The sequence below is a fragment of the Jiangella rhizosphaerae genome, from assembly GCF_003579925.1.
In the GTDB taxonomy this organism is placed as follows: domain Bacteria; phylum Actinomycetota; class Actinomycetes; order Jiangellales; family Jiangellaceae; genus Jiangella; species Jiangella rhizosphaerae.
Window position 1 is genome coordinate 1 of sequence record NZ_QUAL01000178.1, and the last position, 25,198, is coordinate 25,198.

22 protein-coding genes and 1 pseudogene are annotated in these 25,198 nt (G+C 74.1%); 14 read left to right on the plus strand and 9 right to left on the minus strand.

Annotated features, from left to right (window positions below; all coding sequences use genetic code 11):
* Window positions 1–2,095 (minus strand): annotated as a pseudogene (locus tag DY240_RS19085) (LysM peptidoglycan-binding domain-containing protein); the annotation flags it as partial.
* A gap of 253 nt (window positions 2,096–2,348) precedes the next feature.
* Here DY240_RS19085 and DY240_RS19090 point away from each other — a divergent pair.
* From DY240_RS19090 to DY240_RS19130, 9 genes are all read left to right on the plus strand, one after another.
* Entirely contained in the window at window positions 2,349–3,134 is a 786-nt protein-coding gene (locus DY240_RS19090) for an RNA polymerase sigma factor (RefSeq protein ID WP_119661432.1), read from the plus strand.
* Window positions 3,135–3,262: 128 nt separating this feature from the next.
* Complete coding sequence (locus tag DY240_RS19095) at window positions 3,263–3,970, plus strand: SAF domain-containing protein (protein WP_119661433.1); 708 nt, start codon at window positions 3,263–3,265, stop codon at window positions 3,968–3,970.
* The gene (locus tag DY240_RS19100; RefSeq protein ID WP_119661434.1) at window positions 3,967–4,791 is read left to right on the plus strand and encodes a hypothetical protein; all 825 of its coding nucleotides are present in this window, start codon (window positions 3,967–3,969) and stop codon (window positions 4,789–4,791) included. The genes DY240_RS19095 and DY240_RS19100 overlap by 4 nt, the downstream gene beginning before the upstream one ends.
* On the plus strand, window positions 4,788–6,359 hold the full coding sequence (locus tag DY240_RS19105; RefSeq protein ID WP_119661435.1) for a CpaF family protein: 1,572 nt from the start codon (window positions 4,788–4,790) through the stop codon (window positions 6,357–6,359). Before DY240_RS19100 ends, DY240_RS19105 begins: the two co-directional genes overlap by 4 nt.
* Complete coding sequence (locus DY240_RS19110) at window positions 6,356–7,225, plus strand: type II secretion system F family protein (RefSeq protein WP_119661436.1); 870 nt, start codon at window positions 6,356–6,358, stop codon at window positions 7,223–7,225. The genes DY240_RS19105 and DY240_RS19110 overlap by 4 nt, the downstream gene beginning before the upstream one ends.
* Entirely contained in the window at window positions 7,222–8,133 is a 912-nt protein-coding gene (locus tag DY240_RS19115; RefSeq protein ID WP_119661437.1) for a type II secretion system F family protein, read from the plus strand. The genes DY240_RS19110 and DY240_RS19115 overlap by 4 nt, the downstream gene beginning before the upstream one ends.
* Window positions 8,134–8,138: 5 nt before the next feature.
* Window positions 8,139–8,516, plus strand: coding sequence for a TadE family protein (locus DY240_RS19120; RefSeq protein WP_158602909.1), 378 nt, complete (start codon window positions 8,139–8,141; stop codon window positions 8,514–8,516).
* Entirely contained in the window at window positions 8,513–9,235 is a 723-nt protein-coding gene (locus tag DY240_RS19125; protein WP_119661453.1) for a TadE/TadG family type IV pilus assembly protein, read from the plus strand. Before DY240_RS19120 ends, DY240_RS19125 begins: the two co-directional genes overlap by 4 nt.
* Window positions 9,236–9,239: 4 nt before the next feature.
* Entirely contained in the window at window positions 9,240–9,677 is a 438-nt protein-coding gene (locus tag DY240_RS19130; RefSeq protein ID WP_119661439.1) for a pilus assembly protein TadG-related protein, read from the plus strand.
* Here the strand turns inward: DY240_RS19130 and DY240_RS19135 are convergent.
* Window positions 9,641–10,003, minus strand: a complete 363-nt coding sequence (locus DY240_RS19135; RefSeq protein ID WP_119661440.1) for an MmcQ/YjbR family DNA-binding protein — start codon at window positions 10,001–10,003, stop codon at window positions 9,641–9,643. The genes DY240_RS19130 and DY240_RS19135 overlap by 37 nt on opposite strands.
* Window positions 10,004–10,044: 41 nt before the next feature.
* Window positions 10,045–10,989, minus strand: coding sequence for an NAD-dependent epimerase/dehydratase family protein (locus DY240_RS19140; RefSeq protein WP_119661441.1), 945 nt, complete (start codon window positions 10,987–10,989; stop codon window positions 10,045–10,047).
* A gap of 89 nt (window positions 10,990–11,078) precedes the next feature.
* Between DY240_RS19140 and DY240_RS19145 the strand changes: the two genes are divergently transcribed.
* Window positions 11,079–11,789 (plus strand): TetR/AcrR family transcriptional regulator, encoded by a 711-nt coding sequence (locus tag DY240_RS19145; RefSeq protein WP_119661442.1) that lies wholly within the window; start codon window positions 11,079–11,081, stop codon window positions 11,787–11,789.
* Between the two features lie 244 nt (window positions 11,790–12,033).
* Window positions 12,034–12,921, plus strand: coding sequence for a hypothetical protein (locus tag DY240_RS31425; RefSeq protein WP_147375405.1), 888 nt, complete (start codon window positions 12,034–12,036; stop codon window positions 12,919–12,921).
* Window positions 12,922–13,721: 800 nt separating this feature from the next.
* On the opposite strand, the gene DY240_RS19160 is transcribed toward DY240_RS31425, so the two are convergent.
* Entirely contained in the window at window positions 13,722–15,080 is a 1,359-nt protein-coding gene (locus DY240_RS19160) for a DUF2786 domain-containing protein (protein ID WP_199701789.1), read from the minus strand.
* Between the two features lie 203 nt (window positions 15,081–15,283).
* Between DY240_RS19160 and DY240_RS19165 the strand changes: the two genes are divergently transcribed.
* Window positions 15,284–16,099 (plus strand): alpha/beta fold hydrolase, encoded by an 816-nt coding sequence (locus tag DY240_RS19165; protein WP_119661445.1) that lies wholly within the window; start codon window positions 15,284–15,286, stop codon window positions 16,097–16,099.
* 4 nt (window positions 16,100–16,103) lie between these two features.
* On the opposite strand, the gene DY240_RS19170 is transcribed toward DY240_RS19165, so the two are convergent.
* The 3 genes from DY240_RS19170 to DY240_RS19180 form a co-directional block, all read right to left on the minus strand.
* Window positions 16,104–16,712 (minus strand): TetR/AcrR family transcriptional regulator, encoded by a 609-nt coding sequence (locus DY240_RS19170; protein WP_119661446.1) that lies wholly within the window; start codon window positions 16,710–16,712, stop codon window positions 16,104–16,106.
* A gap of 55 nt (window positions 16,713–16,767) precedes the next feature.
* Window positions 16,768–17,811, minus strand: a complete 1,044-nt coding sequence (locus DY240_RS19175) for a GNAT family N-acetyltransferase (RefSeq protein ID WP_119661447.1) — start codon at window positions 17,809–17,811, stop codon at window positions 16,768–16,770.
* A gap of 72 nt (window positions 17,812–17,883) precedes the next feature.
* Complete coding sequence (locus DY240_RS19180) at window positions 17,884–18,789, minus strand: CAP domain-containing protein (RefSeq protein ID WP_119661448.1); 906 nt, start codon at window positions 18,787–18,789, stop codon at window positions 17,884–17,886.
* 281 nt (window positions 18,790–19,070) lie between these two features.
* Here DY240_RS19180 and DY240_RS19185 point away from each other — a divergent pair, with 281 nt between their 5' ends.
* Window positions 19,071–19,520 carry a (deoxy)nucleoside triphosphate pyrophosphohydrolase gene (locus DY240_RS19185; RefSeq protein WP_119661449.1) on the plus strand — a complete coding sequence of 150 codons (450 nt, stop codon included), beginning with the start codon at window positions 19,071–19,073 and terminating at the stop codon, window positions 19,518–19,520.
* Between the two features lie 168 nt (window positions 19,521–19,688).
* Window positions 19,689–20,372: a DUF1707 SHOCT-like domain-containing protein gene (locus tag DY240_RS19190; RefSeq protein WP_119661450.1), complete on the plus strand. Its 684-nt coding sequence runs from the start codon at window positions 19,689–19,691 to the stop codon at window positions 20,370–20,372.
* A 298-nt stretch (window positions 20,373–20,670) separates the two neighbouring features.
* Here DY240_RS19190 and DY240_RS19195 read toward each other — a convergent pair whose 3' ends face one another.
* Window positions 20,671–22,872: an Ig-like domain-containing protein gene (locus tag DY240_RS19195; RefSeq protein ID WP_119661451.1), complete on the minus strand. Its 2,202-nt coding sequence runs from the start codon at window positions 22,870–22,872 to the stop codon at window positions 20,671–20,673.
* A gap of 228 nt (window positions 22,873–23,100) precedes the next feature.
* Window positions 23,101–25,198, minus strand: a 2,098-nt coding sequence (locus DY240_RS19200) for an NB-ARC domain-containing protein (protein ID WP_119661452.1), incomplete at its 5' end; no start/stop codon positions are given.

Consider the following 25,198-nt stretch of genomic DNA (forward strand, 5'->3'; position numbering starts at 1 on the left):
GACCCGGCGTCGGCCGGTCCGCGGCTCGGCCGGCCGGCTCGCCGCCCGTCGCCGCGTACGGCGGGGCCGCGCCGACCACGGAAGGGCGGTCCGCGAGCGAGGCCGGGAGGCTGCCGTTGGCCGCTCCGCTACCGCGTTCCACCCTGTTCCGGCCCACCGGCCCGGCCGGCCGTGCGCACGAGTCGTCCGCGACAGCACCCTTCGAGCCGGCGGTGGCGCCCAGCAGCCGGAGGACCCGGCCACGGGTCTCCTCGTCGAGGAGCTGCGGTCGAATCGGCACCCCGAGCGGATCGAGCACCGCGACCGGCCGCTCCGGCGGACCGTCCAGCCGCAGCACCCACGTCCCGCCGCCGGAGTGCGACACCCGCCCGCGCAGCCGGTGCCCGCGCGCCGGTGCGCCGTTCGGCTCGCCGCTGCCGACGACGGCCGCGACGGCCACGCGCGGCGCCGTGACGATCAACGCCTCGAGCCGATCCCACTGCGCCGCCGGGAGCGGTTCGGCGATCACGACGATCTCGGGCGTCCACGCGGCATCGGCGACCTGCGTGACGCGCGCCGCGCCCAGGCCGCTCACCCCCGCCGTCGCCAGCAGCAGGCGGTCGTCGGCGACCCGCACCGTGAGTTCGTCCAGCAACTGCTCGACGTCGGTCACGTGGCGGACCCGGCCGGTGTCGAGCAGGTCGAGGTCGGCCAGCGCCGGCGCACCGACCAGCGTGACCCGCAGGTCATCGGCCCATGCGCTGGTGGCCAGCTCGGCGGCGACCGCCGTCAGCGCCGACCGCACCAGCTCCGGCGGACCGTCGAGCACGAGCGTGCCGACCTGCTCGAGGTCGAGCAGCACGAGCGCGTCGTCGTGATCGTGCCCGAGGGTGACCAGGCTCGGATACGGCGCCGGCACGCCGGGATCGTCGTCGGTGGCCTCGTCCAGCGGCACCGTCCACACGCCTCCGTGCGCGGTGCCGGCGAACGGCGGCGGCAGCTCGGCCGGCGCGGCGAGGTACAACTCCAGCGTGCGTCTGGTCAGCCGGACGGCGCGCAGGGGCGGCAGCCCACGGCCGGCCCGGGCCAGCCGGGCCGACAGCCCGCGCAGCACGCGGTCGACCACCTCGACGGCGACCGGATCGGCGGCCTGCCGCAGTTCGGTCTCGGTGCGTTGATCAGACGGCGAGCCCGCATCGAGACGTTCGCCCGGGCGGCGCCGACGCTGCTCACGAGCACGGCGGGTGGCGAGCACACCGACGAGCGCCGCCGCGAGCACCGCGCCGACCCCGCCCGCGGTCCGCAGCACCTCGCCGTCGTCCGTGCCCGGCCTTCGTTCGTCCTCGGAACCGGAGCCGGCGGCACCGCCGTGCCCCGGGTCGGCACCGCCGTGCCCCGGGTCGGCGCCGGCACTCACCGGCTCGATGTCGCGGGAGCCCGCCGGCGGGCCGCCGGTGTCGGGCAGGCCACCCACCGCGTCGTCCGCCCCTGGGAGAGTGAGCGTCCATCCGGGCACGATGAGGTCGGGGTCGGTGAGCCGCCGGCCGTCGGGCTGCACCGTGGCCGACGACGCCGCGACGATCTCCGGGTAGCGCAGCGGGTCGTCCAGCTGGGTCCCGGCGATCTCCCAGAGCGTGTCGCCGTCGACGACGACGTACGCGCCGCCGTGCTGGTGGGCGTCGAGCAGGTTGGTGGTGACGGGCGGCGCCGGCTCCCAGGGTTCCGGCGACACCGACGGTGCGGCGGCGACCTGGCCGCCCGCACCGGTGGCCGCGACCGCCGCGACCAGCCCGGCCACCAGGCGTTGCTGGGCACGGAGTCCGGGCAGCCGCGGCGCCGGTCGGCCGCGTAGCGCGGCGGGCACCTCGACGACGAGGCTGAGGACGAACGTGCCCCAGCCCAGCCAGCCGGCCACGATGAGCACCGCCAGGAACAGCGTGCCGTCGTCAGGGCTGACGGCCGCGGAGCGGATGTCGGACGGCGAGGGCCACTCGCTCGGCCACGGCGAGCCGCCGGCGGCCCACAGCACCGCCGGCACACCCACCACCAGAGCAGCGAGGCCGAGCAGCGCCGCGAGGCCACGCATCACCGCACGCGGCGTCGACGAACCGATCACGTGCAACTCCCTCCAGCGCACCCGTCTGCTGACTATGGGTGCACTCGGGCCGGCGAATGTGACAGCCGGGGACGGACAAAGCCTTCCAGGATGCACCAGATCCGGCGGTCGTGCACGCCGAACTCGCCAGCCGCTCGACAAACGGGCAACCGGTCGAGCCGGCTCAACCGCGGTTAGGGCTAACTTCCGGGCTAACCGCTCGGGCTGGACTGCTGCGGGTCATCACCCTTCGATCCGCGATGGGAGCCCGCTGGTGAACACCCTCACCATCCCCGCCCGCACGTCCGTCCTCGTCACCGATCAGCTCAACGCCGAATGGCGCCGGCTCGGCGCCCGGCCCATCCCGAAACGCTGGACGCTGCCGGGCCTCGCCGGCTGCGCGGTGCTGGCCGACGCGGCCGACGTCATCGGGCGGACCCGCCGACATCAGCCGGCGTTCGCCGACGGCCTGCTGATCGGGCTGCTCGATCAACGCACGGCGCGCGACGACCACCTCGCCGGCCGCCTCGTCCTGCAGGTCATGCTCGGCCGGGCGGTGAACCTCGCCCGCCGTGCGCACCGGTTCGGCGTGGCCGGCGTCCGGGGCGACCTCCCGCAGCTCACGGCGGCCGCCGTCGCCGCGCTGTGGCACGCCATCGCCACCTACCCGGTCGACCGACGGCGGCACAAGGTGGCGGTGAACCTCTGCATGGACACCCTGCGCCACTTCAACCTCGCGCTCGAGGACGACGCGCCCGACCTCGTCGACACCGCCGTCCTCGACACCGCGGAGCCGGTGTTCCACCACGCTCCGGCGCCCGTCGTCGAGGTGTTCGCCACCCTGACCTGGGGCATCGGCAAGGGGATCATCACCGCCGACGACGCCGAGCTGCTGGTCCGGGTCTACTGCCCGCTGCCCGGACAGCACGGCGGCGCCCACGTCGTCGCCCGGGAGCTCGGTCTCAGCCCGGCCGCCGTCCGGCAGCGCTGCAGCCGGGCCATCCAGCGGCTGTCCGCCGCGGTCCAGGCCCGCGGGCCGGCGCTGACGACGGCGGCCTGACGGCGCGGACGCCGCACTCGGGAGAAGGCGATGAGGTTGACAACTCCGATCCGGTCACTAACGTGTGTCGGCTCGCCAGCTAGTCGATCAACGGGCGAGCGACCACGACGATCCTCCAGGGGACGACAATGGCGCAGACCGTTGGACTAGAGACCACCGACGATCCGTTCGGCCGGCCGCTCGATCCGGTGCTCAGCACGCCCGGCGCGCCGGTGCGGCGGTACCGGCGACGGCCGGCGCTCATCGGACTCGGCGCCGGACTGCTCGCGACGTGCGGGGCGGGCGCGGCCTACCTGGCGCAGTCGTCCGGCGACACCGTCCCCGTCCTGGCGGTCACCGACACCGTTCACCGGGGCGAGGTCCTCGACGCCGCCCGGCTGGCCACGGCGCGGGCGGCGCCCGATCCCGCGTTGCGGCCGGTCGCGGCGAGCGAGCTCTCCTCCGTCGTCGGGCGGCGCGCCGCCACCGACCTGCCGGCGGGCACGCTGCTCACCGAGGCCGCACTCACGACGGCGGACGTCCCGGCCAGCGGCCAGAGCGTCGTCGGGGTCGCGGTCACCGAGGCACAGCTGCCGCAGGCCGAGCTCGTCCCCGGCGACCACGTGCGCGTCTTCGGCACCCCGAACCCGGGCGACGCGCCGCCGTCCGAGCCGCCCCGCTCCGTCGCGGCGACGGTGGTCAGCGTCTCGGACGTGCTCGACTCCGGCCACGTGGTGGTCGACGTCGTGGTGGACGACGACGTCGCCGGCACGCTCGTCGCGAAGGTGGCCACCGGACGGGTCGCCATCGTGCTCGACTCCGCCGGTTCCGAGGTGCCAGGCGGTGACGACCGATGACGGTGCTCGCGTTCACCTCCGTCCGGGGTGCGCCCGGCGTCACCACGACGGCCCTGGTCGCCGCCATGGCCTGGCCCCGTCCGGTGCTGCTGGTCGAGGCCGACGTCACCGGGAGCAGCAGCATCAAGGCCGGGCATCTGCGCGGCGAGGTCGACCACGAGGTCGGGCTCATCAACCTCGCGCTCGCCCACCGCAACGGGGCGCTGAGCCTCAGCACGTTGCGCGGCCAGACCATCGCCCTGGCCGGCGACGGCGCGCGGCTCGCCCTCCCCGGCCTGGCCACGAGGGCACAGGCCGCCAGCCTCACCGACGACTTCTGGGCCACACTCGCCACCCTGCTGCGCAGCGTCACGCGGCACGGTGTCGACGTCGTCGTCGACGCCGGCCGGTTCGGCATGCGGCACGGCCCCGACGCTCTGCTCAAGGCGGCCGACCTGCTCGCCGTGGTGTGCCGCACCGCCCTGGACGACCTCGTCGCGGTCCGTGCCAACGCCGACCAGCTTCCCGGCGGTGGCGACGACGCCGCACTCGACCGGCGCGGACTGCTGCTCATCGGCGAGGGCCGGCCGCACCGGGCCGGCGAGGCGGCGGAGGCCACCACGCTGCCGGTCTGGGCCACCGTCGAGTGGGACCCCGTCGCCGCCGAGCGCATCAACGGCCGCGAACGCCTGCGCACCAGCCTGTCGCGGCTGACGTCGTCGCGGCTCGTCCGTTCGGGGCGAACCGTGGTCGCGGAACTGCTCGCGGCCGACGACCGGCGACGACGAGTCGTCGACATGTCGCTCGAGACGACGGTGGTCAGCGGGAAGGGGGTCCGATGAGCGACCCGCGGATCACCGGACTGCCCATCTTCGCGCCACCGCCCGACTCCGCGGCCGACCCCACCGGCCCTCCGCGGCGCAGCGTCCGTGAGCTGCTCGCCGCGCTGCCGCCGGCCACGCCAGGCGGCGGCACAGCGGGCGAGCCGAGCATCGACTGGGCGCTGGTCCGTGCGTTCCGGCAGCAGGCGGCCGCACGGCTGTCCGACCACGTCGACGACACCACCGCGGAGGCCGACCGCCGCGCCGCCGGCCGCGAGATCATCGCCCAGCTCCTCGACGAGCACGTACGCCAGACGGTCACCACCGGCGGCGCCACCGTCGGCATCGACCAGCAGGCCGCTCTCGCCCAGGCGATCTTCGACGCGCTCTTCGGCCTCGGCCGGCTGCAGCCGTTGATCGACGACCCGGCCATCGAGAACATCGAGGTCTACGGCGCCGAGCCGGTGGTCGTCGTCGACGGCGACGGCCGCATCAGCCGGCGGCCACCGGTCGTCGAGTCCGAGGACGAGCTGATCGACATGCTCACCTTCCTCGCCTCGCGCGGCGGCAGCAGCGAGCGCACGTTCTCCACGGCCAGCCCGAGCCTGCACCTGCATCTGCACGGCGGACACCGGCTGGCCGCCTCGGGCTGGACGACGCATCAGCCGGTCGTGGTGATCCGGCGGCACCGCCTGGTCGACATCGACCTCGGCGACCTCGTCCACCGCGGCACGCTGACCACCGAGGCGGCGGCGTTCCTCCGGGCGGCCGTCCGGTCCCGCCGCAGCATCGTCGTATCGGGGTCGATGGGCGCGGGCAAGACGACGCTGACCCGCGCGCTGGCCAACGAGATCGACCCCGAGGAGAAGCTCGGCACCATCGAGACCGAGTACGAGCTCGGCCTGCACCACATGCGCGAGCGGCACCGTCGCATCATCGCCTGGGAGGCCCGCCCGGGCAGCGGCGAGCGCGGCCCCGACGGCCGAGGCGCCGGCGAGATCACCCTGGACGACCTCGTCTACGACGCGCTGCGCATGAACCTCGACCGCCTCATCGTCGGTGAGGTGCGCGGCCGCGAGGTGCTGCCGATGTTCAAAGCCATGCAGGCCGGCGCCGGCTCGCTGTCGACCATCCACGCCCATTCCGCCCGCGCGTCGATCGAACGCCTGGTCACCTGCGCCATGGAGGCCGGCCACAGCGTCTCCGCCGAGTTCGCCTACCGGCAGATCGCCCAGCACGTCGACCTCGTCGTCCACGTCGAGTGCCGCACCAGCCCGGACGACGCCCGGCGCCGCCGGATCGTCACCGAGATCATCGCGCTCGAGCCGGGCGAGCGCGGGCTGCCGACCATCACCGACGTCTTCCGCCTCGGCCCTGACGGGTGCTTGCGGCCCGACTCCATCCCGTCCTGGCTGACCAGTTGGCCGCCGGACGAGGCCGCCTGGGGCACCGGGCCGCCCACGGCGACCACACCGCGCGGTCGCCCGCCGTCCGGTCACAGCCTGAGGGACAGCCCGCCGATCGGCGGCGCAGCCGCCGGGCCGCCGGTCCGTGCGGCGCGGCCCGGGAGCACCGGGGGTCCGTCATGAGGCCGGTCGTCGCCGCCCTCACCGCGGTCGCCGGGGTGGGCGGACTCGCCGCCGCCGGTTTCGGCCTGGCCGGGTCGCCGGACGATCCCGCGGCGCCGCGGCGGGCGTTCGCGGCCCACTGGGCCAGGACGCTGCGCGGCGCAACTCCGGCCGCCCGCCGCGCCCGGCGACGCCTCGCCGCTGCCGGAGCCGTCGGCCTCGGGGTGTGGTTGATCACCGGCTGGGTCCTCGCCGTCGTGCTGGTCCCGGCCGCCGCCTGGGGGCTGCCCGTGCTGCTCCAGACGTCGTCGGCGAAGGCGGACATCGCCCGGCTCGAGGCGATGAGCGACTGGGCGCAGAACCTCGCCACCGTGCTGGGTGTCGGGGTCGGCATCGAGCAGGCCGTCACCGGGAGCCTGCTCACCGCGCCCGAGCCGATCCGGCCCGAGGTCGCCCGCCTCGTCGCCCGGCTCCAGGCCCGCTGGGACACCGAGACGGCCCTGCGCGCGTTCGCCGACGACCTCGACGACGCGACCGGCGACCTGATCGCGGCGGCGCTGATCCTGGGCGCCCGCCGCCGCGGCGACCAGCTCAGCAGTGTGCTCGACGGCCTGGCCGGTGCGGTCCGCGACGACGTCCGGGTCCGGCGCACCGTCGACGCCGAGCAGGCTCGTGGCCGCACCACGGCCCGGCTGGTGACGGCCATCAGCGCCGGCGGGCTCAGCCTCATGCTGCTCACGCCGTACGCCGATCCGTACCGCGCCGGAGCCGGCCAGCTGCTGCTGATCGGCCTGCTGACCGGCTACGTCGGGTGTCTGGTGTGGATGCGCCGCATCACGGCCACGCCGCGGCAGCCGCGGATCCTCGTCGCGGACGGTGCGCCGTGACGACGACTCAGCTGGCGGTCCTGCTCGGGCTGGGTGCCGGGACGGGGCTCCTGGTGATCCTCCGTGAGCTGGCAGGACAGGTCGGCCGGTTGCCGCATCCCGTCCACACCGCGCGGCGGCTCACCGGGACGCCCCATCCCGGCGACGCCCTCGACGACGCCCACCTCGCGGGCACCGGCGGGCTGACGAGCCGGGTCGGACGGGTGGTCCTGCGGCGCGGCGCCGGGTCGTCGCTGCTGCACGTGCCGTACCGCGACCTCGCGTTGCTGCGACGCAGCGCGGCGCAGTTCCTGGGCGAACGGGCCATCTGCGCGGCCGTCGGTCTGGTACTGCCGACGGCCGCGACGACAGCGCTCGGGCTCGCCGGCGTGCGGCTGCCGTTCGCGGTGCCCGCGCTGACCGGGCTGGTCACGGCCGTACTGGTCTCGTACCTGCCGCTCTACACCGTCGCCGACCTCGCCCGGGCGAAACGCGCGGAGTTCCGGCGCGCCATGGCCACCTACGTCGACCTCGTCGCCCTCGAACGAGCGGCCGGCTCGGGCGCCACGCAGTCGCTGGAGTCGGCCGCCCGCATCGGCGAGTCCTGGGCGTTCCGGCGGGTCCGCGACGAGCTGGCGCACGCGCGCTGGTCCGGCGTCCCCGCCTGGGAGGCGCTGCGGTCGGTGGGCCGCGAGCTCCGGCTGCCCGAGCTCACCGACACCGGCGACGTCATGCGCATGTCGGCCCGCGAAGGCGCCACCGTCTACGACGTGCTCCGCGCCCGGGCGTCGGCCATGCGCACCGAGCTGTTGACCAGCGATCAGGCCCGGGCCGGGTCGCGCACCGAGCGGGCGGCGGCGCCGCTGGCGGCCACGGCCGTCGTGTTCATGCTGATCCTGGCCGCTCCCGTCGCCATGCGGATCGGGTGACCGTCGTGATCCGACGACGCTGCGAGCGCGGCTCGGCGACCCTCGAGACCGTCGTCCTCTGGCCGGTGGTGTTCCTGCTGATCTTCGGCATCGTGCACGCCGGCCTCTGGTTCCATGCCCGCAACCTCGCCCTCTCCGCGGCACGTGAGGGCGCCCGGGCGGCCAGCATGGACGCCGGCACCGGCGGCGCGGCGCGTGCGGCCGCCTTCCTCGCCGCGACGACCGACGGCACGGTCATGCGCGTCGGCGCCATCGACGAGGTCACCGACGCCACCACCGTCACGGTGACCGTCACCGGCTCGTCGACCACGCTCATCCCCGGCTGGCGCGTCGACGTCAGGCAGTCGGCGACCGCACCGATCCGCCGATGGACCGCCCCATGAGCCGCCCGGACCTCCGCGTCCCGGCCACGCGGGACGGCCGCCCGCCCCGCCAGCCGGGCACCGGCGCCGGGCAGCACCCCGCACCCCCGCAACGCCCGGGCCAGGCACCCACCGACGCGCCGGTCCCCGCCGCCTCCGGCCGGCCGGGCACAGGCTGCCTTCAACGGCAAGGCCACGCGCCCACCGGCGCGCCGGACCCCACCGCCACCCGCCAAACAGGCATCGGCACTGCCCGCTGGGCGGCTGACCATGCCGGTCACCGGCCCGGCCATGCCTTCGCTCGACAGCGGCCCGGCCGCGCCACCGGCCTCTGGTCCGACCGCGGCTCGGCCACGCTCGAACTCGCCGTCCTGGCGCCCGGCCTGCTCCTGCTCATCGCGCTGATCGCGCTGGCGGGCCGGTACGCCGTCGCCGACGGGGCGGTCGACCAGGCCGCCGCCGAGGCCGCGCGGGCCGCCTCGTTGCAGCGCACCCCGGCGGCCGGACGCGACGCCGCGGCCGAGGTGGCCCGTTCCGCGCTGGCCGGCCAGGGCCTGTCGTGCCTGCGCACCGAGGTCGATGTGGACGTGTCCGGGCTGCGGGCGCCGCCCGGACAGCGCGGCCGCGTCACCGTCACCGTCCGTTGCCCGCTGCGGGTCGCGGACCTACCACTACGCGTCCCCGCCATCACGCTCACGGCGACCGCCGTCAGCCCCGTCGACACCTACCGGGAGAGGTGAGCCGATGCGCCGCCTGAACGACCAGACCGGCAGCTTCACCCTGATCTTCGCGGTCGTGACCATCGCGCTGCTGGCGATGGCCGGACTCGTCTACGACGGCCGGCGGCAGCTGACCGCGCAGCAGCGCGCCGACGCCGTCGCCGCCGAGGCAGCCAGAGCTGCGGGCCAGGAGATCGACGGGTCGACGCTGATCGGGTCACCCGGCCTCGACCGGGCCCGGGCGGTCGCCGCGGCTCGCGAACATCTCGCCGCCGCCGGCCTCAGCGGCACCGTCACCGTCGACGGCGGCACGATCGTGGTGCGGACCGACGCGACCGAGCCGGCGGCCATCCTGCCCCTCATCGGCATCACGACCCTGGAGGCGTCCGGCGAGGCCAGCGTCGAGATCGTCACCGGCCTGGCCGATCAGCCCGGCGGAAGCTCCGTGCCGAACTCGTCGTAGGCGGCCGCCACCTTCTTCGGGACGCACATGCGCCAGGCGTCGGTGAGCAGCTCGCGCATCTCGTCCTCGTCGATGGCGGCCAGCCGTACCCGCACCCAGTGGTACCGCTCGTCCGACCGCAACGGAGGAAGGAACTTCGACGGCTCCGACGCGACCAGATCGTCCCGCTCGTCCTTGGGATAGCCGAAGCCCATGATCGTCTCGTCGGGTGAGACCGCCGCGTACACGATGCTGCGGATGCGGAACTTCACGCTGTCGCGGACCAGACCCTCGGTGGTCCGCGGCAGCGACAGTGCATGCCGCCGCACGTCGTCGATCGTCACCATGCGAACGATTGTGCCGCGCCGGTCCGACAGCGTCGACGGCATCAGCCGGCGGGTTGACGCAGCGCGGCGGTGTACCAGGCGACGGTCTCGGCCAAGGCGTCGGGGAGCGGCGTCGGCTGTACGCCGAAGGCCTGCTCGAACGCCGACGAGTCCATGATCTGCGGTTCGAGGTACTGGTAGAAGAGCTCGGCGTACTCCTCCATGAACACGTCGTCGAACGGTCCCCACGGCCGCGGCTCGGCCAGCACGTCGACGGCGAGGGGCCGGCCGGTGACCTCGGCGATCAGCTCGTGCACCCGCCGCGTCGACACCGCCGGCGCCGTCGGCAGATGCCACACCCGGCCCGACGTGTCGGGACGCTCGCCGAGCAGTGCGAGCCCCGCGGCGACGTCGCGGATGTAGCTGTAGCTGTGTGGCAGGTCGATGTCGCCCAGGGCGAGCGCGGTCTCGCCGGTCAGCGCCGCCGGGAACACCGTCGCGCCGAGGCTGGAGTTGAACACCCGCGGGCCGAAGAAGTCGGCGGCTCGGCCGAGCGTCACCTGCACCCGGCCGCTCGCGTGAGCGTCGAGGTAACGGCGATCGAGGTCGGCGCGCATCCGGCCTTTCGCCGCGACGGCGCGCCACGGCGTCTCCTCGGTCATCACCGTGCCCCTGGTCGGGCCGTACGGGTAGAGCGTGTCGATGACCACGAGCCGAGCGCCTGCCGCCCCGGCCGCGGCCAGCACCGACTCCTGGATGCGGGGCATCACCTCGACCTGCTGCTCGTACGGCACGTTGACGCAGTGGTAGACGACGGCGGCGCCCTTGACGGCGTTCATGGCCGCCTCGGGATCGCGGACGTCGGCGGCGACGGGCGCGATGCCGTCCAGCCGCGCGGTGCCGCGCCGGTCGACGGCGCGGACGGCATGGCCGTGGCGCAGGAGCTCCTCGGCGAGGGTCGTCCCGGCCGGCCCGGTGCCCAGGACGACGTGCAGGTCGGTGGTCATGGCCGACTCCTTGGTTAGATGCTGTAACTGATAGTTATTGACTCTAACCAGAGTTAGAATGCCTATCAAGAGCACGGAGGAGGAAACTCGTGGCCGAGGCCGTCGAGCGCCGCAAGCGGTACCGCCAACAGGTCCGCGACGAGATCAAGCAGGTCGCGCTCGGGCAGATCGCCCGCGATGGAGCCGCGGCGTTGACGCTGACCGGGGTCGCCAAGGAGATCGGCGTCTCGGGTCCGGCGCTCTACAAGTACTTCGCCGGCCGCGACGATCTGCTGACAGAGCTGATCGTCGACAGCTACTCGTCCCTGGCGGAGGCACTACGAGCCGCCGCGACGGCATCCACGGGGTCGCCGGCACGGGAACGGCTGCACGCCGTCGCCGGCGCCTACCGTGACTGGGCCGTCGCCCAGCCGCACCGCTACCTGCTGCTGGCCGGCACGCCCGTGCCACGCTACGACGCACCCGCCGAGACCGTCGACAAGGCGCGAGCCGTGCTCGCACCGCTGCTGGAGATCCTGGCCGAGGGCAGCTCCTGGCCACGAGCGGAGTCGCTGCGTGCCGAACTGGCGGCGTGGATCGCCGAGGTCCCCGCGGTGGCCGAGTGGGTCCGCGACGCCCTCGGCCCGGCCGCGTCGACGCCACCGGACGTCGCGCTCGCGGGTGTGGTGACGGCGTGGGTGCGGCTGCACGGCGTCGTCAGTATCGAGGCCGTCGGCCTGTTCAGCGGCATGGGCCTGCGGCCGGCCACGGTCCTGGCACTGGAGATGGACGCTCTCGCCGATGCCGTCGGCCTGGCCTGACGCCGCGCTCCCCGGCACTCGATCGAAGAAATTTCGCCGCCGCTGTCACATTCGGCTTCGTGGAGGCACCCATAGAAGGTGAGGCGCGTCGGCGGAAGGAGTGACGGACATGGCCGGGACCGGAGCTTCCCACGTCGGCGCGCCTCGCCCCAGCGAGCCGCCTCCGACCTCGAGGTCCCAGGCGGCCGGGACTCCCCCGAGGGAACGGGGAGCACGTACGCCGGTGCGGCCGCCGCGGAGGGTCTTGCCGCCTGACCCGGCGGCCGCATCGGATGACGGCGGCTGGACGAGGCTGGGCCGTGGCCGCGACCCCGCCAAGCGAGACCGGCGGCTCGAGCGGATGCTGTGGCTGCTGGTGGCGGCGGTCGCGGTAGCCGGTGCGGTGATCATCGCGGCGATCCTGACCTCCGGCCGGTCGTCCGAGGCGATCCTGCCGCCGGGCGCCGGGGCCTCCGAGCTGCCGCTCGCCCAGCCAGCCGGACAGGCCGGCGAGGCACCTCCCGACGACCGCGGGCCCGAGGAGGACGCCGATGCCCGGGACGGTCGTCCTGACGGTGATGACCTGACGGTCGGTGGGCCGGCCGCATCCGGCCACGCACTCGGCGACGAGGCAGCGGCCGACGAGTCCGACGGCTCGGGTGGCGCCGGCGGTACGGCGCCGGACGGCAGGCCCGGCAGTGGTGGTCGGGTCGAGGACGGTGCCGCCGGTGAGGATCCCAGCGTCGACGGCAGTGGTCCGGACGGCGAACCCGGCCACGGCCATGACGTCGGCGGCCGCCCGCCGCCGGCGGCGTCGAACGGCGGCGTGCCGGCCGGCTGGTCGGAGGTGGCGCGCGGGTTCGGGCTCGCCTTCACCCGCACGAGCGTCGGCCGCGACGCCTGGTTCGCGGGGATGTCGTCGTGGCTCACCCCGGAGCAGGCCGCCGAGTACCGCGACGTGCCGATCGAGGCGATTCCCACCGGCGAACTGACGGAGGTCGACGTGGCCGACCCCGGTTCGGCGGCGCACACCCGCGGCACGCTGACCTACGACACCGGCATGGTTCTCGGAGTCGGCCTGAGCTACCGTGCCGCGGCCGGCGGATGGCTGATCGCCCGCGTCGAACTCGCCGACGTCGCCGGCACGGGGTGATCGACGCCGCTCACCGGATCTCACCCCGCGACCGCGGCTGCGGCTCACCGGCTCGGGTCTCGAACGCAGCAGCCCGGCGGCCGTCGGGTCGACCGTGTCACGCGGGACGGGCACACCGGCCCGCTCCCCGGCGGTCCGTCACCGGAGCGAGGCGGTGGCCGCGCTGGGCGACACGTCCGGCCGCCCGGTCGGACGCGCCACGACATCGCGACCCCCTGGCCTCACCCACGACGGTGGTTCGCAGGTGCCCAGCGACCATCCCGAGCAGACAGCCGAAGCATCCACCCGACCGGCCGCGCCGGGCGCCATGACCAGGACGGTTCACCGCCGCGGGTGTGTGCCGCCGCGTTCGATGACGACGTCGGCACCATGGTCGTGACGACGAACTCCGCGGCACTGCCGTGGCGGCCGGTCGGTCCGTCGGCGACGTCACCGTGGCGACCTGACCCGGACCCTTCGGTGTTCATCCAGGATCGACCACCGCATCAGGTGGTCGATCCTGGATGAACCGAGACAGCACAGATGGCCGCAGCGAGGCCACCGATCGGCGGCGTGTGCGAGCGTCGCATGCTTGGCTCGCTGACGGTGACCGCTTGGCACGCTGAAAGTGACCACCTGCGCCGGATATGCCCGGTTTGTGGAGCGGTTCAGCGTGCCAAGGCCCGCAGGACCATGGAGCGTGGAATGGACCGGGCCGCACAACGCCGAGAGACAGCCACTGCGGATGATGCCGGGCGGCGCGGCGCCACTCAGCAAACGGGGCGCCTCATCCGGCACGAGACAGCCGGCCGGGCGGCAGGTCAGGGCCTGCGGCCCTGCCGGACCGCGCGACGCTCGGTGGTGAGCACCGCTCGGTCGGCGGCGCTGCGGCCGGCTCCCCAGCCCGCCGCGTTGCCGGCCGAGAACGAGCGGCGGACGGTGGCGGTGGCGAAGAGCGAGTCGAAGAGGGTGTCGACGGCACGGGAGCGGTCGGCGAGGACCGGCACGAGGTCGGTGCCGGCGGCTGCGGCCGTGCGGTCCGCGGTCTCGCGGAGTCGTTCGCCGATGCGGGTGGCGTACGACAACAGGAACGAGTGCCGGAAGGACCGCGTGCGAGACGTGCCGAGGCGGGTGTACTGCGAGCCGGTCGCCAGCATCGCCCGGGCGGCCTGCACCAGCAGCGAGGTGGACAGCACCTCGACGACGTCGAGGTCGAGGTCGGTGCCGAGGACGGTGACGAAGCCGAGCTTCTCGCTGGAGACCGTGCGACAGTGGTTGGCCGAACCGACCTCGGCGACGAGCAGCGTCTTGGGGCCGACGTACGGGGCGTCGAGCCAGATGCGACGCGCCGAGGCGACGGCGGCGGGGCGTACCGGCGCGACGGCGTCGGCGAGGGCCTGCTCGATGGAGTAGCGGCTCATCAGCTCTTGCGCCTTCGCCGACAGCGCCTCGGCCTCCTCGGGGAAGGGGGTCGACTCGGCCTTGGCCAGCAGGGCGCGCACCCGGCCGAGCACCTTCTCGGGTGACGGGCGAGGACGGTCGGACCCAGGGGCGCCCGCGGCGCCACCCGCGGCCGACGCCCACTCGCGGGCGGTGTCGTCGGCGGTGGGCGGACGGCCCGCCGTATCGTCGCCGGACCCCGCACGAGAGGCGGCGGTCGCGTGCCCTGGCGGCGGGAGGATGGCCTGCAGTGCCGGCAGCCGCAGCGCCACGCCGACGAGCTCGAGCGCCGCCTCGAGGAGCGCCGCCCGCTCGATGCCGTGGCGGCCGGCCCACTGGGCGGGATACGGAACGGCGTGGTCCCACCACGGCTGTGCGCCGACCTGGTCGAGCTGGGCGAGCCAGCGCGGATGCATCGACGCGGCGGCGTACTGGGCCGCGGCGTCGGCCATGGCGTCGACGACGACCACCGCGGCGTGCGCCGACGCCTGGCGACGGGTGACCTCATAGAGGTCGACGGGGAGCCAGCCGGCAGCCCAGAGGCGGTCGACCTGGGCGCGCAGGACCTGGGCCACCGCCGCGTCGACCAGGCCGGCCGGGACCGCCGCCGAGACCGCGCGGACGCCGCCCGCCACAGCGCCGGGGCCACGGCGCAGACCGTCGGTGGCCACGGCCAGCAGCCACTCGGCCACGACCTGTGCCGTCACCGGCCGCCGCCGGTCGCCGTCGTGCGGGAACACGGACCACCTCTCGTCGAAAAGACCACCCGAACCGAGCATTCCCGCCCATCATCGCCGCTCGGTCCGACAGAGTTGTTCCCGCAGGCCCGGCCGCAGCCGTGGGGTGCCCACGAGATGGACGACGCTACCGAGGTCGTCGCGTGGTGTCATACCTTGCGTCAGGTCGCCTCTGTCCATCGACGACCGAACGGGAGATGCGTGCAATGACCAGTGGCCGAGTCCCGGTCCGCGACGGCGAGCTGTACTTCGACGAGCGGGGTGCCGGGCATCCGCTGGTGCTGCTCCACAGCGGATCCCTCGACCACCGGATGTGGGACGGCCAGGTGGCGCCGTTCGTCCGCGCCGGCTACCGGGTCATCCGCTACGACGCCCGCGGGCACGGCCGCTCGTCCACGCCGAAGTCGGACTTCTCGGCGTACGAGGACCTGCGCGAGCTGCTGGCCGGCCTGGACGTGAGCAGGGCCTCGCTCGTCGGGCTGTCGTACGGGGCGCGGACGGCGATCGACTTCGCGCTGGCCCACCCGGACGCCGTCGAGATGATGGTGCTGGCCAGCCCCGGCGTCAGCGGCATGCAGTTCACCGACCCCGCCATCCTCGCGCTCATGCAGCAGCAGGCGGAGGCCGCGCAGGCCCGCGACGTCGACGCATACGTGGAGTTCTTCCTGCGCGCGTGGGTCGACGGCCCGCAGCGGGCGCCCGGCGCGGTCGACCCGGAGGTGAGGGAGCGCTGCCGGCAGATGGCCCGCGACGTCATCGACGCGCACGCGTCGGGTACGGGGGCGCTGCGCGAACTGGGCGCGCTGGAGCGGCTCGGCGAGCTCACGGCGCCGCTGCTGGTGCTGGTCGGCGACCTCGACTCCTCCGACATCCACACCGTCGCCGGCCGCATCGAGGCGGAAGCGCAGTTCGCCGCCAGCGCCGTCGTCCCCGGCACCGGGCACACGCTGGCCATGGAGCAGCCGGCCGCGTTCAACGCCGCCGTGCTCACCTTCCTCGAGCGGGCCCGGCTGGCCCGCTGACCCTTCACTCCACCCGCAGGCCGCGCTCGATGACGTCCAGCGCGCCGTCGACGATCTCTTTCAGCGAGTCGCGGAACCCGGTCTCGTGCCAGTAGGCGAGCGCCTCCATGAACGCCGAGATCAGCGCCGCGGTGACGACCCGCAGCTCGAGCCCGTCGGGGTCGCGGCCGGTGTGCTTCGCGATGGTCCGCCGCAGGTCGAGCGCCATGTCGTCACCCTGCCGGCTCATCGCGGCCCGGATGGACGGCTCCTCCATCGCGTAGTACATGCGCCGCCGCATGATCCGCTCGTCCTGCTCGAACATCGCGGTGGTGACGACGTCGGTGAGCACCTCGCGCAGCGCCGCGATCGGGTCCTTCGCGGCCAGCCGGTCGTCGAAGGCCTTCAGCATGATCGGGTCGTACTCGTCCCAGAGGACGACCATCTCCTTGGTGCCGAAGTACCGGTAGATCGAGCTCGGCGACACCTCGGCCTCGGCGGCGATGCGCTCGATCGTGACGTGCGCGTACCCGTCGCGGTCGAACAGGTCCAGCGCCACCTCCTGGATGTGGCGCATCGCCTTGAGCTTCTTGCGCTCGCGCAGGCCCAGCGGGCGCATCGTCGTGTCGGTCATCAGCGCCGATGGTAGCGCCGAATCCCGGTCAACTGACAGTGGCTCGCAGTTCGGCTCAGATCTCCTTCGTCAGCAGGACGCTGCCCTGTGTGCGCTCGTAGCCGAGGCGGGTGTAGACGCCGAGGGCGCCCGTCGGGTTGTCGGTGTCGACGTCGAGCCCCGCATACTGCATGCCGCCGGCGGCGTAGGCCCGCATGGCGGCCGTGAGCAGGGCCCCCGCCACCCCTCGGCCGCGCCACTCGCGCCGGACGGAGACCAGGTCGGTCCACCCTTCGGTGAAGCCCTGCGGCTCCCAGTCCTGGTCGTACGCCCCGGACATGAGATAGCCGGCGACCCGGCCGGTGGCCTCCTCGACGGCGACGAAGCTCCAGTCGGGACGGAACTTCTCACCACCCACGACGTTGAGCGCCCATGCCTCGGCGTCGATCGGGCTGGAGCCCCAGTGGTCGCGGGCGAACGACTCGTTGTGCGTGATGCGGATGTCCTCGTCGCGCTTCTTGGAGTACGGCTCGATGCGCAGGCCGTCGGGCACGTCGCCGGCCGGGAGCGCGACACCGAGGTCGCGGCGCATGACGACGTACCAGCGGATGGGCGTGAATCCGGCGGCCTCGGCCAGCCGGCGCGCTTCGGCGTGATGTTCGTCGACGTAGACGCGGATGCGTGCGGGGAGGTTCACGGTGGTGGCGGCCAGCTGCTGACGTCCGCGCGCCTCGGACCAGGCGAGCAGCGCCCGCCCGATGCCGCGCCGCCGATAGTCCGGATGCACGGCGCCGAACAGCGTCGGCGCGTGGGTGCCCTCGGTGACCGAGCGGAAGTCGGTCCAGGCGTAGGCACGGACGTTCCCGTCGGCGTCGAACCCGGCGATGCTGTCCTTGGCGGGATCGCGCCAGGTGCCCTTGAACCGGTCGGCCAGCTCGTACTCCGCCACCCGCTCGTTCAAGGCGTCGTGGTCGTCGACGAGCTCGCACAGCGCGAACCAGGCAGGGACGTCGCCGGGCGTCAGCGCCCGCCAGGTCAGCCCGACGCCGTCCGGCAATGCCGGCAGTTCGGCCGGCGCCGCGGCCCGGACGGCGAGCGGCTCGAGCTCGACGGTACTCATGGCGGACACCGTAGGCCGCGCCGCGACTCGGCCGCGAGCGAATTTCCCCGCCGCTGCCCCGGGGCCGTCGCGTCAGTCGACGCCGAGCATCAGCGTCCACCACGCGTTGAGCAGACCACGCTCCATACCGATGCCGACCGACGTGTAGGAGCAGTCGAGCAGCCGGTCGCGCTCCTCACCCTCCCAGTCGCGGACGACCTGCTCGGCGTTGCGGAGCCCGTAGGACAGGTTCTCGGCGACCTCCGCGGTGTAGCCCTCGTCGGCGGCGCGGTCCTGGGGCGTCTCGCCGTCGGGACTGACGTGCGAGTAGTAGAGCCGGTCGCGCATGTCCTCGCTGTGTTCGCGGGCGGCGACGGTGAGCCGTGCGTCGACCCGCAGCGCCGGGCAGCCGGCCTCCTCGCGCGCCTCGTCGGCGGACTCGAGCAGCTGCTGCTCGGACCTGAACAGGTCGATCAGCGGGGGATCGGGGTCCTCCGTCGGCTCCTCGGTCGGCTCCTCCGACGGCTCGGTCGTCGGCTGCTCGGTGGGCTCGTCGGACGGTTCCTCCGACGGCTCGTCGGTCGGCTCCTCCGAGGGCTCCGACGGCTCGTCGGTGGGCTCGGACGGATCGGTCGGTCGCGGCGAGTCGGGGTCGCGCGGCGGCGTCGTGGCGACCAGGTCGTCCTCGAGAGCCCCGGAGTCGTCGTCGGGCCCGCCGGAGCCGCCGTCCGACCCGCCGTCGGTGTCGTCGGACTCGTCGGGCGACGGGCTCTCCGACCCCGACGGCGTCGGCGTCTCGGCGGGCTCGGTGGGCGTGCCGGCCGGTGTCGTGCCGGTATCGGGGGTCGGGGTCTCGCCGTCGGTGAAGTCGTCGACCCGCGAGCCGCCCTCCGCGCGCGCGTGCAGCACCGGCGGACCGTCGGTGATCGCCATGACCAGCCCGGCGATGGCCAGGCACCCGACGAGCAGCACGAGGCCGACCCGGACCAGCAGTGGCACCTCTCGGACACGCCGTTGTCTGTTACGCGGCAGGTTCGAGCTCACCGGGGCAGATCCTTTCCATCCGGACCGGCGGCACCACACCGGGTCCGGTCATTTCGCTGAGAACCGACATTCCGGAGCCATCGCCCAGTTTTGACCAGGAACCTCGCATCTCAAACATCGATCAAGAAAGACCCACGTGAACAAGCAAGGTCATCGGACGGGAGTGCCGAGGTCATACCGGTGAACACACCGTCCGAAGAAGTGACCGGATCGAATCGTCGGCGAAGATGTCTCGCATGAGCGAACAGCAGGCGCCGGAGCGACTCGTCGTCGCGGCCGCGATCGTCGACGACCTCACGCTGCCCACCCGGCTGCTGGCCGCCCGGCGCAGCGAACCGCCGGAGCTGGCCGGCGGCTGGGAGTTCCCCGGCGGCAAGGTCGAGCCCGGCGAGCAGCCGCTGGACGCACTCCACCGCGAGCTGCGCGAGGAGCTCGGCATCGCCGTCGAGGTCGGCCCGGAGGTCATCGGGCCGTACGACGGACGGTGGGCGCTCGGGCCCGGCCTGTCGATGCGGCTGTGGCTCGCGGTGGTCACCGACGGCGTGCCCGCGCCGCTGGAGGACCACGATGAGCTGCGCTGGCTCGGCCCCGGCGAGTGGGCCGCCGTTCCTTGGCTGCCCGCGGACATCGCCGTCGTGGAGGCGCTGATCGCGCGGTGCCCGTCGACGCGCGCCGATGTCAACTGAGCGGTGGACGACGGCGCCCGCACACGGCACTAGCCTGGCCGCATGGTGGAGGGCCTTGCATACCGGCGACGACTGGGGGCCGGAGGCTCCCATGAGTCGTCGGTCCGGACCGTGAGATGACCGGAGCGAAGAAGTCCACATGCACGGCCCGAGACGTGAGGAGTGTCGATGACCATCCCGTCCGAACCCGCCGACCAGCCCAGGGAGCCGCGCGTCCTGCCCGGCGTCCGTGCGTCCGACGCCGAACGCGAGCAGGTGGTCCAGGCGCTGTCGGAGCACGCGACCACCGGCCGGCTCACGCTGGCCGAGCTCGAGGAGCGCATCGGGCTGGCGTACCGGTCCGTCACCCGCGACGACCTCGCCAAGCTGACGGCGGACCTGCCCGGATCGAGCGCATTGACGCCGGCGGCCCCCGACGCTCGGGTCGCCCGCCCCGAGGCCGTCGCCCGCCGCTCGGCCACTCGGTGGATCGTCGCGTTCATGGGCGGGACGGAGAAGCGCGGCCGCTGGCGCGCGGCCGAGCGCATCAACGCCGTCGCCGTGATGGGCGGCCACGACATCGACCTGCGCCACGCCGAGTTGGACTCCGACGAGACCACGATCGTCGCGATCACGGTCATGGGCGGCATGGACATCTACGTGCCCGACACCATCGACGTCGAGGTCGGCGGGTTCTCGCTGATGGGCGGCACGGGCGAGCGGGGCAGCCGGCGGCCGGCCCGGGCGGGCGCGCCGCGCATCAGGATCCTCGCCTACAACCTCATGGGCGGCATCGACGTGTGGCGGCTGCCCGAGGAGACCAAGAACATGACGCTGAAGCAGGCCAAGAAGGCGGCCAAGCGCGCGGAGTGACCCCGCCGCGGACATAGGGCGGCCCCGCAGGCCGGGCACGGACCTGCGGGGCCGGTCTATATCCGGGACAGCTCCCCCGTGGAAGCGCCCGTGGGCGAGCGCGGGATCGAGGCGGTGGAGGACTTCCTCGTGTCCTGCGCTGACTCAAACACTAGGGAGGCCCGCTTTCAGATCGCTTTCATCGCGCATTCACCGCTGGTCAGCGCCAATTCAGGCGGGTCCGGACACGACAGCGGCCCCGTCCCCGCGAGCGTTCGCGGGGCCGGGGCCGCCGGTGCCACAGCCGGTACGACGAGCCTCAGGCCGTCGTGCCGTTGCGCCGGGCGCGGACCGCGATGGCGACGCCGCCCAGGGCGAGCAGCGCGACGCCGACCACGATCATCCAGACGTTCGACGAGCCCGTGTCGGGCAGCTCGTCGTCACCCTCGCCGGCCACGGTGAACGAGACCGAGGTCTCCGACGTGGTCAGTTCCGGGTCGCCGCCCTCGACGGCCGCGGACGCGGTGAGCGTGTACTCGCCGTTCTCCAACGCCTCGTCGGGGGTGAACGTCCACGAGCCGTCCTCGCCGATCTCGAGCTCGCCGGCCCACTCGTCGGCGGCGGTCTGGACCCGCTCCGACGACTCGGTGACGGTGCCCTCGATCGCCAGCGTCAGCTCGGCACCCGGGTAGACGGTGCCGCTGAACACGACGTCACCGGTGACGGTCGCGCCGTCCTCCGGCTCGGCGATGGTGACCGGCGGCACCGTGATGCCGAGGCCGGCCACCGTGACGGCCTGGCTGTCGCCCTCGAAGGACTGCGTGACGGTGGCGTCGAACCGCTCGCCGACCGGCAGGTCCGCCGACGGGGTGATGGTCCAGCTGCCGTCCTCGCCGACGGTGGCCTCGCCGAACACCTCGTCGCCGACGGTCAGCGTCACCGTGGCGCCCGGCTGGCCGGTGCCGGTGAAGCTCGGCCGGGCGTTGCCGGTCGTCTGGCCGTCGCTGGGCGACGAGACGGCCAGCTCCTCGACCTGCTGCTCGGTCGAGGTGAAGGTGCCCTCGGCCGCCGCGGACCGGGAGAAGTTCCCGTACGACGCGGTGATCTCGTAGGTGTGCTCACCCGGTGCGAGCTCGTCGGTGACGGCGACCGAGAAGGCGCCGTCGTCGGTGACGGCGCCCTCGTAGGTCTGCTCGCCGTCGATGACCAGGCGGACCTTGTGGGTCGACCGGGCCGCCTCGACGGTGCCGGTGAAGGTCGGCCGCGGGCCGGTCTCGCCGCCGTCCTCGGGCGACGCGACGACCGGGGTCGCGACGGCGACCGCCAGCTCCCACTCGTTGCCCAGCAGCGTCAGCGCGTTGTACTGGCCGGTGGCCAGCGAGTAGCCGATGCTGAAGTCGCCGTCGCTGGTGGGCGACTGCGCCGGGTTCCAGGTGTCGCAGTCGGTGCGGCCGTCGTGCGTCGAGCCGGAGTTCACGCCCAGCGCGTAGTTGCCGACGACGACCGAACCGCCGCTGTCGCCGCCCAGCATGCAGGCGTTGAAGATGAACCCGGTGACGGCCTGCTCACCGACCGGCGTGCTCTGCACCGGGACCAGCACCTCGCCGCAGGTCCAGCCCGAGGTGGCGCCGGACTTGCAGGCCTGGGCCCCCGCGACGGCGTCGATCGGGCCGCGGATGGTGACGGAGGCGTCGTCGGGCGCGCCCGCGCCGCCACCCCAGCCGGCGACCTGCGGCACCGCGGTCCACTCCGGGTCGGTGATGTCGACCAGGCCGCCGTCGTGCTCGTCGCCGTAGTGGAACGAGCCCGGGACGAACTCGCCGAGGTCAGGGCCGGGGAACTCCGCCGCCCAGTCCTCGGTGCCCCAGATGGGGCCGTCGAGCTCGATGTGGTGGACCGGGTAGGTGAACTGCTCGCCGGTCTCCTCGCTGACGCCGCAGTGGCCGGCGGTCAGGAAGCGCGAGTTGCCGTCGGGGTCGTACCCGCTGAACCCGACCGAGCAGCGGCTGAGGTCGAACGCGCCGGTCTCGTCGGGCTCGCTGACCTGGTAGGCGTAGCCGTAGCCACCCTTGTGGTCGCGGGCCGGCTGGACCTCCCGCTCGCTCTCCAGAGCCTCCAGCGGGCCGACGACGACCCGCGCGCCGCTGGCCTCGACCACGGCGGCGTCGGCCTCGCTGGCGACGTTGATGGTGACGTCCTGGCCGTCGATCGAGGCACCGAGCACGTCGACGCCCCGGTCGCGCAGCACGGTGGCCGCGTCGGAGGCGGCACGTGCCCGTTCCGCGTTGGCCAGGTACTGCTCGGGAGCGACGCCGAGATCGCGCTCGATCGCCTCCCGCAGAGTGGCCGGCAGCTGCGCCGCCAGCTCGATGAAGTCGTCGGCGGCGAAGGTCGGCACGGTGACCGGGATCTGCTCGTCGGCCTGGGCCGCGGTGCTGGAGGCGAAGACGCCCCCGCTCACCACGGCCGAGGCGACGAGCACCCCGGCGAACCGTGCCGCGTTTCGCCGGCGCGGCAGCATTGCGCTCACAAATTCTCCAAATACTCCATTTGACATGGCGTTGCCCGGTTCGCCCATTCAGTCGGAATCTGGTGCCTGACGTGCGGAAACCCGGGCGAGATCACGTTACACAAGTCGATCGCGACGTGACAGCGGCATCGCCAAGTGGTCACACTCGAATCCGGGAACATTTCCCCCGAATAAGTCCCGAGACCTGCTTTGTCCGCTCAAATAGGACGCAGACCTGGATCAGCGTCCGGCCGCCGCCAGGGTGAGCTCGGCGCGGGCCTCCTCGGCCAGCCGGACGTGCTGGTTCTCGACGGCGACGGTGACGGCGTCAGCGGCGGCCGCGCGCCCGTCGGCGCCGAAATGCCGCAGCGTCCGCGCCGTGTCGAGCAGCGACAGGGCACGCATCCACGTCGATCCGAGCGCGACGGCGATGTCGACGGCGTGCCGGCAGCAACGCAGCGCCTCGGCGCGGTCGCCGGCCGCACGGTGCACGGCCGTCGCCACCGAGGCCGCGTAGTGCGCGTCGTACGACACCGGGGCCGGGGTCTCGACGGCGTCGGCGGCGGCGAGGTCGGCCCGCGCCGCCGCGCACCGGCCGAGTCCGGCGTACGCGCGGGCGCGGGTCCGCAGGCTCCGGGCGCGGACCTGCGGCGACAGGAACTCGCGGTCGGCCACGCAGGCCGCGATGACCTCGACGGCCTCCTGGTACCGCCCCGCCTCGACGTGGATGCAGGCCAGGTTCTCGGACATGATCAGCTCGCCGTACCGGTCGCCGAGGTCGCGGCGCAGCTCGGCGGCCCGCGCGGCCGCGGCGAGGGCTTCGTCGAGCCGGTGCTGCGCGGCCAGGGTCAACGTGAGGTTGGTCCAGGCGGCCGCGGTGATGGCGGGGTCCGACGGGGGCGTGGCCGCCCGCAGCACCGTGCGCGCCGTCTCCTCGTCGTCGCCGCTGTCGCAGCACTCGCGCGCGACGGCGTCGAGCAGGACCAGCAGCCCCGCCGCGTGGTCGACCGCCGGATACTCGCCGCCGGCCAGCTCCGCTCGGGCCAGCGCGATCAGCTGGGTGCGCCGAGGGTGCAGCCACGCATGGATCTCGCACCGGTCGGCGAACGTCCGTCCGGGCGGGGCGCCGGCCGGCGGCCGTGCCACGCCGGGCACGCGGTCGGCGGGGCGCAGCCGCAGCCGGGCGTTGCGCAGCGTCAGCAGCAGGTGGCCGAGCAGGCGCCGGCGGGCCGCCCGCGCCGTCGCCGGGTCGGACACCGCACGGATGTGGTCGTCGACGAGGTCGTGCCAGCCGAAGCCACCGTCGCCGTCGGGCTCGAGCAGCCGGATGTCGGTCAGCCGGTCCAGCAGCCGCCGCGCCTCGTCGACGTCGACCTCCCAGACGACGGCAGCGGTCTCGGCGTCGACGGTGGCGCCGGTCAGCGCCGCGAGCAGGCGGTACCGCCGGGCCTGCACCGGCTGCAGGCTCACGTAGGTGGCGTCGAGCATCGCGCGGACCGCCTGTCCACCGGCCCGCAGCTCGCCGAGCCGGTCGCCGTCGCGCAGCCGCCCGGCGAAGTGCCCGATCGGCCAGGCCGGCCTGGTGGCCAGGCGCCCGCCGGCGATGCGCACCGCCAGCGGTGACCCCGCGCACCGGTCCAGGACGGTGGCCGTGGCGTCGGGCTCCGCGGCCAGCCGGTCCGCGCCGACGACGGACGCCAGCAGCTCGCGGGCCTCGCGCTCGGAGAACATGCCGAGGTCGACCCGGGCATCGGCCGGCACGCCGGGGTTCCGGCGCCGGCTGGTGACGATGACGGCGCACCCGGGCTCGGCCGGCAGCAGCGACGCCACCGAGTCCGGATCGGCGTCGTCCATGAGCACCAGCAGCCGGCGACCGGTGCACAGGCGGCGGAACAGCTCGGCCCGTTCATGAGGGCACGGCGGCAGATCGGAGCCGCCGACGCCGAGCGCGCGGAGCAGCCCGGCCAGCGCGTCGGTCCCCAGTGCCATGGCGTCGGTGCTGGTGCGCAGGTCGGCGAAGAGCTGGCCGTCGGGATAGTGGTCGCGGACCTCGTGTGCCACCCGCAGCGCCAACGTGGTCTTGCCGGTGCCGCCGGGTCCGGACACGACCACGGTCCGGCAGCGGCCCTCGGGCGTGGGACCGCCGCGGAGCGCGGCCACGAGAGTGGCGACCTCCGCGGCCCGCCCGACGAAGGAGCGCGGCCGCGACGGCAGTTGCGCGGGTCGCTGGCCGGATCCCCCGGCAGCAGGCGCGGACGGGGCGGCCGGGACGGGGTCCGGCGCGGCGGAGGCGCCGGCGTCGGCGCCGGCCGTGACCGGGTCGCCGTCGCCGCTGAGC

What these genes read in the sequence shown, in the direction of transcription:
- DY240_RS19130 (WP_119661439.1), top strand. Translation starts at nt 9,240, where the DNA reads ATGCGCCGCCTGAACGACCAGACCGGCAGCTTCACCCTGATCTTCGCG.
- DY240_RS19125 (WP_119661453.1), top strand. Translation starts at nt 8,513, where the DNA reads ATGAGCCGCCCGGACCTCCGCGTCCCGGCCACGCGGGACGGCCGCCCG.
- DY240_RS19135 (WP_119661440.1), bottom strand. Translation starts at nt 10,003, where the DNA reads ATGGTGACGATCGACGACGTGCGGCGGCATGCACTGTCGCTGCCGCGG.
- DY240_RS19165 (WP_119661445.1), top strand. Translation starts at nt 15,284, where the DNA reads ATGACCAGTGGCCGAGTCCCGGTCCGCGACGGCGAGCTGTACTTCGAC.
- DY240_RS19170 (WP_119661446.1), bottom strand. Translation starts at nt 16,712, where the DNA reads ATGACCGACACGACGATGCGCCCGCTGGGCCTGCGCGAGCGCAAGAAG.
- DY240_RS19105 (WP_119661435.1), top strand. Translation starts at nt 4,788, where the DNA reads ATGAGCGACCCGCGGATCACCGGACTGCCCATCTTCGCGCCACCGCCC.
- DY240_RS19190 (WP_119661450.1), top strand. Translation starts at nt 19,689, where the DNA reads ATGACCATCCCGTCCGAACCCGCCGACCAGCCCAGGGAGCCGCGCGTC.
- DY240_RS19140 (WP_119661441.1), bottom strand. Translation starts at nt 10,989, where the DNA reads ATGACCACCGACCTGCACGTCGTCCTGGGCACCGGGCCGGCCGGGACG.
- DY240_RS19110 (WP_119661436.1), top strand. Translation starts at nt 6,356, where the DNA reads ATGAGGCCGGTCGTCGCCGCCCTCACCGCGGTCGCCGGGGTGGGCGGA.
- DY240_RS19195 (WP_119661451.1), bottom strand. Translation starts at nt 22,872, where the DNA reads ATGCTGCCGCGCCGGCGAAACGCGGCACGGTTCGCCGGGGTGCTCGTC.
- DY240_RS19095 (WP_119661433.1), top strand. Translation starts at nt 3,263, where the DNA reads ATGGCGCAGACCGTTGGACTAGAGACCACCGACGATCCGTTCGGCCGG.
- DY240_RS19175 (WP_119661447.1), bottom strand. Translation starts at nt 17,811, where the DNA reads ATGAGTACCGTCGAGCTCGAGCCGCTCGCCGTCCGGGCCGCGGCGCCG.
- DY240_RS19185 (WP_119661449.1), top strand. Translation starts at nt 19,071, where the DNA reads ATGAGCGAACAGCAGGCGCCGGAGCGACTCGTCGTCGCGGCCGCGATC.
- DY240_RS19100 (WP_119661434.1), top strand. Translation starts at nt 3,967, where the DNA reads ATGACGGTGCTCGCGTTCACCTCCGTCCGGGGTGCGCCCGGCGTCACC.